We start from the raw sequence: 11,886 nt of genomic DNA, 5'->3' as shown, positions 1-11,886 counted from the left end.
GACCCCCAGCCACCTGGGGGTCGGCTCTCTATCTCGCGGGGAGGGCTTCTCTATCTCGCGCGGGTCCGGTCAGCCCACCTCGAGGACGGCGACCCGCCAGGCGCCCCGGCGCGCCTCCAGCCGGACGGCCGCGGCGCGCACCCGGCCGTCGTCGTCCAGGACGACGGTCGCCTCGGCCGCGTCGTCGCCCAGGCGGACCAGCCGGACGCGGCGCACCTGGACGGGCCGGTGGTGCTCCTCGTCCCTCCGGGGCGCGTGGGCCAGGCCGATCCGGGCGCGCTCGGCGAGCTGGTCGCGCACCTGCGGCGTGACCCAGCGCGCGAGCTGCGCCGCCGGCCGCTCCCCGCGCAGCACCTCGACCGCGGCACGCACGACCGTGCAGCACTGCGCGGTCGGGTCGGGCAGCGGCGCGGGGACCGCCTCCCGCAGCGGCCGTGCCGTGAGGTCCTCGTCGTCGTCCGGGCGACGACGGACCCCCGGGGCGCCGACCCGCACCCGCCGCGTCCGCGGTGCCGGCCGGGTGCCGGTCTCCGGATAGCCCGCCGGCCCTGTCGGTCGCGGCGGCGCCGACACCCGCAGGACGCGGCGCGCCGGGGCGCCGTCGTCCTCCGACGCGGCGTCCGCGCCGCGGGCCGCCTCGATGCCGGCCCCCGTGCCCGGTCGCCTGCCCGGCGTCGCCGTCGGGGCGTTCGGTGCGCTCCCGGGGGCCGGGGTGGCCTGCTCGGGAGTCCCCGGCGCGGGCGTGGTCGGCGTGGTCGGCGTGGTCGGCACGGTCGTCGTCGCGGTCATGGTGCCCTCCGGTGGGTGGTGCGGGAGTCGTGGGGACGTCGGCGCCGTCAGGCGGGGGCGCGCAGGATCTGGCCGGGCAGGAGGCGGTCGGGGTCGGCACCGACGACGTCGGCGTTCTCGGCGTGCCAGCGCGTCACCTCGCGGAGGATCTCCGCGTCGGTGGGGGAGCCGCCCAGCGCCTGGGCCGCGATGTCCCACAGCGTGTCGCCGCGGAGCACGACGCGCGTCGGTGAGCCGTCGCCCGCGCCGTCGGCGGTGTCGTCCGGGGCGTGGCGGGCCACGGGGACGGCCGTGGCGTCCTGCACGAGCGCGTCCTCCGCCGCCTCGGCGGGACGTTCGGCGCCGTCGTCGGCGGTCTGGACGGCGGCGTCCGCCGTCCCGCGCGCCCGCTCGCCGTCGGCAGCCGTGGCGGTGGGCTGCCACCCGAGGTCGAGGACGACCGACGCGCCGGGCGCGGCCGGGTCGGTGGGCGCGTCGGCCGCCAGCGCCGCGGTCGGGGCGAGGGTGAGACCGGCGCCGACGCCGACGCCGAGGGCGGTCCGGACGAGGCGGCGGACGGCGGCGGGCGCGAGCCGCTCGACGGCGGCCTCACCGGCACGCCATCGGCGGCCGAGCAGCGACGCGGCGACACAGGTCAGGGCGAGCGCCCCGCTGAGGGCGAGCCAGGCGGCGGCGAGCAGCCCGGCGGCGAGCACGGCGAGCTCGACCCACCGGTCGACGGTGAGGCCGGCGGCCGCGGTGGGGGACGGCGGGACGAGGGCGGCCGTGCGCAGCACCAGTGCGGCGCCCACGCCCGCGGCCGCGACCGTGAGGACGGCGAGCCGGCCGAGCCCGGCCGCGGGCCTGCTCGTGCGGGAGGCGGCGTCGCCTCGTCGTGCGAACCGGTCGCGGTGCGTGCTGCCGGACATCGAGGTCTCCTTCGTCCTCCGCCATCGATCCTGGATCGTCCAGGGTGATGCAGGTTGATAGCGGTTGATGTGCTCTGGTGGTGGATATTGAAGCGGACTGGTGCCGGGTCTGTCCACCCGGGCATCCTGTGGGCACCGACCCCGACGAGAGGAGCCTCATGACATCCGCGGGTCCGGCCAGGTGGGAGCTGCTCTTCGCGGACCTCGAGGCGCGCCTCGACGCCGAGGAGGCGGCCGAGCGGGAGGGCACGGTCGCCGAGCTGACCCGGGCCGAGCAGGCGTCGATCCCGCTGGCCGACCGTCTGCGGGCCGCGACCGGCTCCGTGCTGCGGCTCGAGCTGCTGGACGGCGAGGGGGTCGAGGGCCGGGTCGCCCGCGTCGCGCACGCCTGGGTGCTGCTGGACGGGAGCGGCGCCCGGGGCCGGGTGCAGCACCTGGTGCCCCTGGCCGCGCTCGCCTCGGTCGTCGGCCTCGGCCGGCTCGCGACGCCGTCGCGGGCGCGCACCGACGGCCTCGGGCTGGGTCACGTGCTCCGGGGGCTGCAGCGCGACCGCGCCCGGGTGCTGGTCCGCACGGCGGGCGGGTCGGTGACCGGGCGGATCGGACGCGTGGGCGCCGACCACCTCGACGTCGAGGAGGCGGAGCGCGCGCGGCCGGTCGTGCGGACGGTGCCGTTCGGCGCCGTCCTGCGGGTCAGCGAGGCCTGAGGTCGGCGACGAGCGGCGGGGTGGGCGGCGGGGTGGTCAGAGGTCGCCCGACGCGATCCGCTCGCGGGTGCGGGCGTACTGGTGCTCGATGTACTCCTCGAGCTTGCTCGCCTCGACCCGCCACACCTTCTTCGGGCCCACCTGGATGGCGGGCAGCTCGCCGGAGCGCACGAGCGAGTAGGCCTGGGTGCTGGAGATGTTGAGCATCTCCTGCACGTCCGCGAGGGAGAGGAACCGGCTGGCCATACGGGCAATTCTGGCACAGCGGTCACGATCGATGACGGCAGTTGTCCACAGTGGTTGCCGAAAGCATGCGTGGGGTGCCGGATGATAGGTTCCGGCCCGATGCGGCGCCGAGGCCGCGTCCAAGACACCCCGGAGGACGTCCGTGAGCACCGACCCCTTGCCGGCACCCGTGGCTGCGCGCCTGCGCCGCCCCACCTGGCGCGACCCGCGGCTGGTCGTCGGCGTCGTGATCGTCGCCGCGTCCGTGGCCCTCGGCTCGTGGGCCGTCTCGTCCGCGGGCCGCACCGTGCCCGTCTACGCGGCCGACGGCACCCTCACGCCGGGCGAGGTCGTGGACGTGGGGCGGCTGCGCACGGTGGACGTCCGGATCGACGCGGGGACCGAGCTGTACCTGCGGGCCGACCAGGAGCTGCCGGACGAGGTGGTCGCGCTGCGGGTGGTGGACGACGGCGAGCTCGTCGCCCGATCGGCCCTGGGCGACGCCGCGGACGTGGACGTGCGCTCCGTCTCCGTGCCCGTCGACCAGGCCATGTCCGCCCGCGTGCAGCCCGGGTCCGCCGTCGACCTCTGGTCGACGCCCGAGGCCCCGGCCGGCGCGGACGCGCCCGCGGCCGAGCCGGCCCCGCTCGTCGAGGGCGTCGTGGTCGAGCAGGTGGACGAGGCGGGGACCGGGCTCGTCGTGGCGGACGGCGCCACCCTGCACGTGCTCGTGCCCTCGGACGACCTGCCCGTCGTCCTCGAGGCGCTGGCGGTCCCCGGCAGCGTGACCGTGGTGCCGCAGGCCGGGGCCGGCGTCTGATGGCGGGCGTCACCGTCCTGTGCGCGGTGCGTGGGGCCGCCGAGACCGACGTCGTCCTCGCGCTCGGGGCCCCGGGCTCGGGGGCCACCGTCACCCGTCGCTGCGGCGACGTGGCCGAGCTGCTCGCGGCGGCCGCGGCCGGCGCGGGTGGCGTCGCGCTGGTCTCCGGCGACCTGCCCGGCCTGGACCGGGAGGCGGTCGGCCGGCTGCACGCCGCGGGCGTCCGCGTGGTCGCGCTCAGCGACGACGCCGCGCCGGCGGCCAGGCTGCACGCGCTGGGCGTGGACGCCGTCGTCGAGCGGTACGACGAGGCCCTCCTGCTCGCCGCGGTCCGCGACGTGGCGACGACCACCGCCTCGGTGGCCGGCGCGTCCGACCACCTGGTGCTGGGTCGCGGAGGGCAGGACCTCGACGACCCGCTCGGCCCGGAGGACGCGCTCGGGCTCGAGGACGCCGTCGCGGACGACGCCGTGCCCCGCCGGGGAAGCGTCGTCGCGGTCTGGGGCCCCGTGGGCGGGCCGGGGCGCACGACGACGACGCTCGAGGTCGCGGCCGCGCTCGGCGGGATGTCGCGCGGGCGCCGCCGCCACGGTCGCGCCCGGCGCGAGGCCGCGACGTCGGCGCCCGAGAGCGTGCTGGTCGTGGACGCCGACACCTACGGCGCCTCGGTGGCGGCCCGGCTGGGCCTGCTCGACGACGCCCCGGGGCTGGCGGCGGTCGCCCGCGCCGCCGCGCACGGGTCCCTCGACCTGCCGACCCTGGCCCGGCACAGCCCGGTCGTCGGGGGCCGGCTCCGAGTGCTGACGGGGATCACCCGCGCCGCCCGGTGGCCCGAGCTGCCGGCCAGCGCCGTCGAGGTGGTCCTCGAGCGGGCGCGCGAGCTCGCCGACTGGACCGTCGTCGACTGCGGTCCGCTCCTGGAGGCCGACGAGCTGCTCATGTACGACACCCACGCGCCGCAGCGCAACGGCGCGACCCTCGCGGCGCTGCAGGCGGCGGACGTCGTCGTCGTGGTCGGCGCGGCCGACCCAGTGGGCATCCAGCGGCTCGTGCGCGGGCTCGAGGACCTGCGCGAGGTGCCGGTGCCCGTGGCGGCCGAGCGCGTGGTGGTCGCGAACCGGGTGCGCTCGTCGGCGGTCGGATCGCGCCCGGAGGCGGCCGTGCGGGACGCGCTGGCGCGCTACGCCGGCGTCGACGACGTCCACCTGGTCCCCGACGACGCCGCCGGGCTGGACGGTGCGCTGCTGGCGGGTCGCACGCTCGCGGAGGAGGCTCCCGGCTCGCCGGTGACCGTGGCGTTCGAGGGGCTGGCCCAGCGGGTGCGGGCGACCGTCGCCACGCTGCTGCCCGCGGAGGTGTGAGCGCCGCGCTGCCGCTCGCGGCAGACTGTGCGCATGCGCATCTACGTTCCCGCCACGCTGGACGAGCTCGAGGGCGCCGTGGTCGCCGCCGCCGGGGCGCGGTGGGACGTCCCCGCCCGCCGCGCGCACGCCGTGACGCCGGCGCTCGTCCGGGAGCTGCCCGACGAGGACGACGAGAGCCGTGAGTACGAGGCCTTCCTCGCCGCCGCGGACGATTCCCTGGCCCTCGTGGCCGCCCGCCGTGACGCCGTGCCGCTCCGCGTCGTCGTCTCGCTGGACGTGCCGGACGCGGAGGTCACGGTGCCCGGCGGCGCCGACGAGCCCAGCGCGGCCGACGTCGCCGCCCTGACCGGCGTGCCCGTGGTCGCCGTGCACGTCGACGAGCCGGAGGCGGCCGATGACGTGCGCGCGGTGCTCGCGGCCGCCGACGAGGAGAACGACGCCGAGCGCACGGGCGACGTGGGCGCGACGTCCGAAGCGGCGCTGGACGTCGCGCTGCAGCGCGTCACCGACCGCGACCTGCTCTGGTACGACCCGACCGAGATCCCCCAGATCCCCCGGCCCTGACCGCCGTCAGCGACGAAGGGCGGGATCAGCCGAGGTAGACGAGCGTCTCGTCGTGGAGCCTGCCGTTGGTGGCCAGCGCGTTGCCGTGCCACGGACCGGGGGCGCCGTCGAGCCCGGTGAAGCGGCCTCCGGCCTCGGTGACGATGGGCACGAGGGCGGCCATGTCGTACACCTCGAGCTCGGGCTCCGCGGCGATGTCGGCGGCGCCCTCGGCGACGAGCATGTACGACCAGAAGTCGCCGTAGCCGCGGGTGCGCCACACCTGGCGGGTGAGGTCGAGGAAGCCGTTGAGCTTGCCGTGCTCCTCCCACCCGGACAGGGACGAGTAGGAGAACGAGGAGTCGGCGAGCGTGCTCACGCCGGACACGGACATCCGCGACGCCGACGCCAGCGACTTGCCGGTCCACGCGCCCGAGCCCTTGGCTGCCCACCAGCGACGGCCGATCGCCGGCGCGGAGACGAGGCCCATCACGACCTCCTCGCCGTCGGCCAGCGCGATGAGGGTGGCCCACACGGGGACGCCGCGCACGAAGTTCTTGGTGCCGTCGATCGGGTCGATGATCCAGCGCCGCGCGCCGCTGCCCGCGGAGCCGTACTCCTCGCCGACGATCGCATCACGCGTGCGCGCGCGGTGCAGCTGGGCGCGGATGAACTCCTCGGCGGAGCGGTCCGCGTCCGAGACCGGGGTGTCGTCCGGCTTCTTCTCGACGTGCAGGTCCACGGCCTTGAAGCGGGACATCGTGATCGCGTCCACCTGGTCGGCGATCACGTGGGCCAGGCGCAGGTCGTCCTCGTACGTGCGCGCGGGCCCGCTGGTCGGGCTGGGAGACGGCTGGGTGTACGACACGCCTCACACGGTAGCGGTCCGCCGCCACCGCCAGGGGCTCGGCGCGCGGTCGCGGCCGCGGTTGTCGTCAGTCGGCCGCGTGCCGCGCGGTGAGCAGGCGCCGGAACGACGCGACCCGGGCCTCGCGCGCCGGGCGCTCGTCGTCGGACGACGCGGCGAGCCAGTCGTCGAGCGCGCAGTCGGGGGCGTCCGCGAGGTGGGTGCAGCCGCGGGGGCAGTCCTCGGCGACCTCGGCGAGGTCCTCGAACGCCCGCAGCAGGTGGTCCGTCTCCACGTGCGCCAGGCCGAACGACCGGACGCCCGGGGTGTCGACCACCCAGCCGTCGTGACCGCCGTCGCGATCGCCCTCGTCGCCGACCGGAAGCCGCAGCGCGACCGCCGAGGTGGACGTGTGCCGCCCCCGGCCGGTGACGTCGTTGACGACGCCGGTGGCGCGGTCGGCGTCGGGCACCAGCGCGTTGATGAGTGTCGACTTGCCGACGCCGGAGTGCCCCACCAGCACGGACGTGCGCCCGGCCAGCCGGGTCCGCACGTCCTCGACGCTCGCGGCGTCGTCCTGCCGGGTGACGACGACGTCGACGCCGATGGGGGTGTACAGGTCGCGCAGGGGGGCGGGGTCCGCGAGGTCGGCCTTGGTGAGGCACAGCAGCACGTCCATGCCCGCGTCGTAGGCGGCGACGACGCAGCGGTCGATCATGCCGGTGCGGGGCTCGGGCTGGGCGAGCGCCGTGACGACCACGAGCTGGTCGGCGTTCGCCACGACGATCCGCTCGTAGGGGTCGGTGTCGTCCGCCGTGCGCCGCAGCACCGAGGTCCGGTCCTGGATGCGGACGATCCGGGCGAGCGTGCCCTCGCCGCCGGAGGTGTCGCCGACGACGTCCACGCGGTCGCCCACGACGACGCGGGTGCGCGTGAGCTCGCGCGCCTTCATCGCGAGGACGGTGCGCTCGTGGTCGGTGCCGGCGTCGACCACGAGGGTGTACCGGCCGCGGTCGACGCCGGTCACCAGGCCGACCTCGGCGTCCGCGTGCTCCGGGCGCTGCTTGGTGCGGGGCCGTGAGCCGCGCTTCGAGGGCCGCGCGTACTGCGCGTGCTCGTCGACGGCGCGGCGCGCCATCAGGCCTGGCCCTCGGTGACCGGCCCGGTGGTGGCGACCCCGAGCATCCGCTCCCACATCCCGTCGAAGCCGGGCAGGGTCTTGGCCGTGGTGCCGACGTTCTCCACCCGCACCCCCGGCACCCGCAGGCCCAGGACGGCGGCCGACGTCGCCATGCGGTGGTCGGCGTAGGTGCGGAACAGGCCGCCGTGCAGCGGCCGCGGCGTGATGACCAGCCCGTCGCGCGTCTCCTCGGCCCGCCCGCCGAGCCGGGTGATCTCGGTGGCCAGCGCCGCCAGCCGGTCGGTCTCGTGGCCCCGCAGGTGCGCGATCCCGCGCAGGCGGCTGGGGGAGTCGGCGAGCGCGGCGAGCACGGCGAAGGTCGGGGCGAGCTCGCCCGCGGCGTGCAGGTCCAGGTCCGCGCCGTGGACCTCGCCCGTGCCGGTGACGGTCAGGACGTCGCCGTCCTGGCGCGCCTCCGCGCCGAGCCGGGTGAACAGGTCCGGGAGCAGCGCGCCCGGCTGGGTGGTCTCGGTGGGCCAGCCGGGGACGCGCACGGTCCCGCCGCCCACCAGCGCGGCGGCCAGGAACGGGGCCGCGTTCGACAGGTCGGGCTCGACCCGCACGTCGCGCGCGGCGACCGGGCCGGGGGCGACCTGCCAGATGCCGTCGCGCGAGTCGTCCACCTCCACGCCGACGTCGCGCAGGGTGGCCACGGTCATGGCGATGTGGGGGAGGCTCGGCAGGGTGGTGCCGATGTGCCGCAGCGTGAGCCCGCGCTCGAAGCGGGCGCCCGCGAGCAGCAGGGCCGAGACGAACTGCGACGACGCCGACGCGTCGACGTCGACCGCGCCGCCGGCCACCCGGCCCGTGCCGTGCACGGTGAAGGGCAGGTGGGTCGGGGTGCCGCCGACGGGCGACGTGACCCGGACGCCCAGGCTGCCCAGGGCGGCGAGCACCGGCAGCATCGGCCGCACCCGGGCCTCGGGGTCGCCGTCGAAGCGGACCGGGCCGTCGGCCAGGGCCGCGACCGGGGGCAGGAACCGCATCACCGTGCCCGCGAGCCCGGTGTCGACGTCCACGTCGCCGCGCAGCGGGCCCGGCGTCACGCGCAGGGTGCTCGGGTCGTCGCCCTCGTCGATGCGGGCGCCGAGGGCGCGCAGCGCGCCGATCATGAGGTCGGCGTCGCGCGAGCGCAGGGCCCCGCGCAGCGTGCCCGGGCCGTCGGCGAGCGCGGCCAGCACGAGCAGGCGGTTCGTCAGCGACTTGCTGCCCGGGACCTCGACCGTCGCGTCCAGCGGGCCCGTCGCGACCGGTGCCGCCCAGCCATCGGCGCCCTCGACGTCGAGGGCGGGCGGGGCGGCGTGCGGCGGGACGGCGGAGGTCATGGATCCGAGGCTAGTTCACGGGCTGCCCGCGCCGCGGGCCGTCTCGCCGGCGAGGGGCGCCCGGGCCGGCGTCAGACGGCCTCGGCGACCTTCGCCCGCAGCTTCGCGGCCTCGGCCTTGGTCGCCGCCTTCGCGGCGTCCGCCTTGGCCGCGACCTTGGCCGCCTCGCCCTTCGTCGCGGCCTTCACCGTCTCGGCCTTCGCCTCCGCGAGGCGGGCGGCGTGCGTGCGTGCCTGCTGCACGCGGTAGGTGACGCCCGGCCGGCCCTCGAGGTCCACGCCCGCGATGACGGCGGCGCCGATCTTGCCGAGGTCCTTGACGAAGGCGGCGGTGCGCAGGCTGCGCTCGGCGCCCTTGCTGGTGAAGGGCTGGTGGGCGACGGCGAGCGGCGCGGTGAGCGCGGCGAGGGCCAGCGCCGCCGTGCGGGGAGTACGCCCGACGGCGAGCAGGACGCCGGCCGCGGCGGTCACGGCGCCGTGCGCCCGCACCAGGAACCCGAGCTGACGGTCGCTGAGGGGCTCGGCGCCGACCGCGCGGGTGACGAGCGCGGATCCCTCGCGGGCGACGTCCACGTGCTCGGCCGGGTGCAGCACGGCCTGGATCCCGTCGTAGACGAACGGAGCGGCCAGGAGAGGGCGGGCGATACGGCGCAGCAACATGGGCCCACTGTGGCAGAGGCGACCCGCGCTTGCGCGGCGACCGGCGGGCGCGGCGCGGTCGTGCGTCAGGCGGGCGCGCCCTCCCACCAGTCGGGGTGGGAGCGCGGCGGCCGGCGGGTGCCGAGGCCGTCGCGGCGGACCGTGCGGACGAGGCGGGCGGCGTAGGCGGCGACGAGCAGGAGGGCGAGGACGAGGATCAGTGCGGTCATGGCAGTAATCCTTCGCGCGTCGCGGTCCTGCCACGAGTGGCAGAAGTGCCAGTATGCGTCGACATTCCGCCATCCGCGTGGCAGCATGGGCGGCATGATCCGCAAGGTCGCCGCCGTCGTCGTCCCCGGCGTCGCGCCGTTCGAGCTCGGCGTCGCGTACGAGGTGTTCGGCATCGACCGCAGCGACACGGGCGGCCCGTCGTTCGACTTCACGCTCTGCGCTCCCGAGCCGGGGCCCGTGCCGACCAAGGGCGGCTTCCCGGTCGTCGTGGAGCACGGTCTCGAGGCGCTCGACGACGCCGACCTCGTCGTCGCCGTCGCGTACGGCATCGACGACGACGGGGCGGAGGCGCTCCCGCAGGCCTACCTCGACGCGCTGCGGGCGGCCCACGACCGCGGCGCCTGGCTGTTCGCCATCTGCTCCGGCGCGTTCACGCTCGCGCGCGCCGGGCTCCTGGACGGGCGCCGGTGCACCACGCACTGGATGTACACGGAGCGGCTCGCGGCCGAGGTGCCCACCGCGGACGTCGACCCCGACGCGCTCTACGTCGAGGACGGGCGCGTGCTCACCAGCGCCGGAACCGCGGCCGGGATCGACGCCGCGCTGCACCTCGTGCGGACGCAGGTCGGCGCCGACGCCGCCCGCGCCGTCGCGCGGCGCATGGTGGTGCCGCCGCAGCGCGAGGGCGGTCAGGCGCAGTTCGTCGTCGACCCGCTGCCGCGCGAGGGCGAGTCGCTCGCCGGCCTGCTCGCCTGGATGCGGGAGCACCTGGCCGAGGAGCACACCGTGTCCCGGCTGGCGCGCCGGGCCGCGCTGTCCGAGCGCACCTTCGCGCGCCGCTTCCGCCAGGAGACGGGCACGACGCCGGCCGCCTGGCTCGCGCGCCAGCGCGTTGCCCGGGCGCAGGAGCTGCTCGAGGCGACGGAGGCTCCAGTGGACGAGATCGCGCGCCTGGTGGGCTTCGGCAGCGCGCCCGTGCTGCGGCACCACTTCGCCCGCCAGCTCGGCACCAGCCCCGTGGCGTACCGGCGACGGTTCGCGACGCCGGTGGCCTCCTGACGCGGCGCCCCCGCGCGGCTCGGACGGGAATGTCACGGCCCCGTCCGCGGTTGCACACCGACGTGAGCACCCGCACCTCGACGACGGCGACCGCCGTCCCCGCCGCCGGACGTGAGTCCGTGCGGCTGTTCGCCGTGCCGGCCGACGCCCTGACGGTGGGTTCGACGGCGAGCGCGGACGACGCGGTGGTCGGCCCCACGACAGACCTGCACACCCCGTGGATCGGAGGACCCCGCCCAGTGGCTGGACTAGGCTCGACGGTGATGACCCAGGACCTTGGCCCGGCGAGCGGCGACGCGCCGCACGGGAGCACCCCGGACGGCGAGGAGATCCCCGAGGACACGGAGCGTGCCCCCGAGGGGGAGAGCAGCGCGGCCCGGGCCGCGCGCTTCGAGCGTGACGCCCTGCAGTACCTGGACCAGCTCTACTCCGCCGCCCTGCGCATGACACGCAACCCCGCGGACGCCGAGGACCTGGTGCAGGAGACGTTCGCGAAGGCGTTCGCCGCCTTCCACCAGTACAAGCCGGGCACCAACCTCAAGGCCTGGCTGTACCGCATCCTCACGAACACGTTCATCAACAGCTACCGCAAGAAGCAGCGCGAGCCGCAGCAGTCCCAGGCGGAGGACGTCGAGGACTGGCAGATCGCCCGCGCCGCGTCGCACACGTCGCAGGGGCTGCGGTCGGCCGAGGCCGAGGCGCTCGACCGGCTCCCGGACTCCGACGTGAAGCGCGCGCTGCAGGAGCTGCCCGAGGACCGGCGCATGGTCGTCTACTACGCCGACGTCGAGGGCTTCCCCTACAAGGAGATCGCCGAGATCATGGGTACGCCGATCGGGACGGTGATGTCCCGGCTGCACCGCGGACGCCGGCAGCTGCGCGAGCTGCTCGCCGACTACGCCGCCCAGCGTGGCCTGGTCCCGGCTCGTGGAGGAGCGTCATGACCGACCCCATCACCCCCATCCCGCACGACCGGGCCGAGGGGGAGAACGAGTGCGAGCACGCCCTCGTGCACCTGTACGAGTACCTCGACTCCGAGATGACGCCGGACGACGAGCAGCGGATGCGCGCGCACGTGGCGCACTGCTCACCGTGCCTGGCCGAGCTGAGCGTCGAGGAGCTCGTCAAGCAGCTGGTGCGCCGGTCCTGCTCGGAGCGCGCGCCGGAGACCCTCCGGGTGCGCATCCACGAGCAGATCACGATCCTCGCGAGATAGAGAACGCGTCTCGCCGAGATAGACAAGAGCCGAC

The 11,886-nt window shown here is 76.6% G+C and carries 15 protein-coding genes; 7 read left to right on the top strand and 8 right to left on the bottom strand.

Translation table 11 applies throughout. The annotated features are described in order from the left end of the window. Positions 1-69: 69 nt before the first annotated feature. Positions 70-789, bottom strand: coding sequence for an Rv3235 family protein (locus ACFUVW_RS15470; protein ID WP_430572216.1), 720 nt, complete (start codon positions 787-789; stop codon positions 70-72). Between the two features lie 47 nt (positions 790-836). Beyond that, entirely contained in the window at positions 837-1,697 is an 861-nt protein-coding gene (locus ACFUVW_RS15465) for a hypothetical protein (RefSeq protein ID WP_430572215.1), read from the bottom strand. A 158-nt stretch (positions 1,698-1,855) separates the two neighbouring features. Here ACFUVW_RS15465 and ACFUVW_RS15460 point away from each other — a divergent pair, with 158 nt between their 5' ends. Beyond that, a complete protein-coding gene (locus tag ACFUVW_RS15460; RefSeq protein WP_430572214.1) occupies positions 1,856-2,404 on the top strand; it encodes a hypothetical protein in 549 nt (182 codons plus the stop codon). Positions 2,405-2,440: 36 nt separating this feature from the next. Here the strand turns inward: ACFUVW_RS15460 and ACFUVW_RS15455 are convergent, their stop codons facing one another. Then, positions 2,441-2,650: a helix-turn-helix domain-containing protein gene (locus ACFUVW_RS15455; RefSeq protein WP_429735024.1), complete on the bottom strand. Its 210-nt coding sequence runs from the start codon at positions 2,648-2,650 to the stop codon at positions 2,441-2,443. 142 nt (positions 2,651-2,792) lie between these two features. Here ACFUVW_RS15455 and ACFUVW_RS15450 point away from each other — a divergent pair, with 142 nt between their 5' ends. The 3 genes from ACFUVW_RS15450 to ACFUVW_RS15440 are packed head-to-tail and all read left to right on the top strand — an operon-like array spanning position 2,793 to position 5,377. Next, positions 2,793-3,449 carry a hypothetical protein gene (locus ACFUVW_RS15450; RefSeq protein WP_430572213.1) on the top strand — a complete coding sequence of 219 codons (657 nt, stop codon included), beginning with the start codon at positions 2,793-2,795 and terminating at the stop codon, positions 3,447-3,449. Then, positions 3,449-4,810 carry a CpaE family protein gene (locus ACFUVW_RS15445; RefSeq protein ID WP_430572212.1) on the top strand — a complete coding sequence of 454 codons (1,362 nt, stop codon included), beginning with the start codon at positions 3,449-3,451 and terminating at the stop codon, positions 4,808-4,810. Before ACFUVW_RS15450 ends, ACFUVW_RS15445 begins: the two co-directional genes overlap by 1 nt. Positions 4,811-4,843: 33 nt before the next feature. Continuing rightward, complete coding sequence (locus ACFUVW_RS15440; protein WP_430572211.1) at positions 4,844-5,377, top strand: DUF6912 family protein; 534 nt, start codon at positions 4,844-4,846, stop codon at positions 5,375-5,377. A 25-nt stretch (positions 5,378-5,402) separates the two neighbouring features. On the opposite strand, the gene hisN is transcribed toward ACFUVW_RS15440, so the two are convergent. From hisN to ACFUVW_RS15415, 5 genes are all read right to left on the bottom strand, one after another. Continuing rightward, the gene (gene hisN / locus ACFUVW_RS15435; RefSeq protein ID WP_430572210.1) at positions 5,403-6,224 is read right to left on the bottom strand and encodes a histidinol-phosphatase; all 822 of its coding nucleotides are present in this window, start codon (positions 6,222-6,224) and stop codon (positions 5,403-5,405) included. Between the two features lie 67 nt (positions 6,225-6,291). Continuing rightward, positions 6,292-7,341, bottom strand: coding sequence for a ribosome small subunit-dependent GTPase A (gene rsgA / locus ACFUVW_RS15430; protein WP_430572209.1), 1,050 nt, complete (start codon positions 7,339-7,341; stop codon positions 6,292-6,294). Then, positions 7,341-8,708 (bottom strand): 3-phosphoshikimate 1-carboxyvinyltransferase, encoded by a 1,368-nt coding sequence (gene aroA, locus ACFUVW_RS15425; protein WP_430572208.1) that lies wholly within the window; start codon positions 8,706-8,708, stop codon positions 7,341-7,343. Before aroA ends, rsgA begins: the two co-directional genes overlap by 1 nt. Before the next feature lie 71 nt (positions 8,709-8,779). Continuing rightward, the gene (locus ACFUVW_RS15420) at positions 8,780-9,367 is read right to left on the bottom strand and encodes a DoxX family membrane protein (protein ID WP_430572207.1); all 588 of its coding nucleotides are present in this window, start codon (positions 9,365-9,367) and stop codon (positions 8,780-8,782) included. A gap of 65 nt (positions 9,368-9,432) precedes the next feature. Then, positions 9,433-9,576 (bottom strand): hypothetical protein, encoded by a 144-nt coding sequence (locus ACFUVW_RS15415; RefSeq protein ID WP_430572206.1) that lies wholly within the window; start codon positions 9,574-9,576, stop codon positions 9,433-9,435. Positions 9,577-9,670: 94 nt separating this feature from the next. On the opposite strand from ACFUVW_RS15415, the gene ACFUVW_RS15410 reads away from it, so the two are divergent. From ACFUVW_RS15410 to rsrA, 3 genes are read left to right on the top strand one after another with little or no spacing between them, the layout of a single operon-like run. Next, positions 9,671-10,636 carry a helix-turn-helix domain-containing protein gene (locus ACFUVW_RS15410; protein ID WP_430572205.1) on the top strand — a complete coding sequence of 322 codons (966 nt, stop codon included), beginning with the start codon at positions 9,671-9,673 and terminating at the stop codon, positions 10,634-10,636. Positions 10,637-10,665: 29 nt separating this feature from the next. Beyond that, positions 10,666-11,580 (top strand): sigma-70 family RNA polymerase sigma factor, encoded by a 915-nt coding sequence (locus ACFUVW_RS15405; protein WP_430572204.1) that lies wholly within the window; start codon positions 10,666-10,668, stop codon positions 11,578-11,580. Further along, complete coding sequence (gene rsrA, locus ACFUVW_RS15400; RefSeq protein ID WP_430572203.1) at positions 11,577-11,852, top strand: mycothiol system anti-sigma-R factor; 276 nt, start codon at positions 11,577-11,579, stop codon at positions 11,850-11,852. Before ACFUVW_RS15405 ends, rsrA begins: the two co-directional genes overlap by 4 nt. Positions 11,853-11,886 lie beyond the last annotated feature (34 nt).

Source organism: Isoptericola sp. NPDC057391, from assembly GCF_042668085.1.
GTDB lineage: Bacteria > Actinomycetota > Actinomycetes > Actinomycetales > Cellulomonadaceae > Isoptericola.
This window is presented reverse-complemented; position numbering and strand designations above follow the sequence as displayed.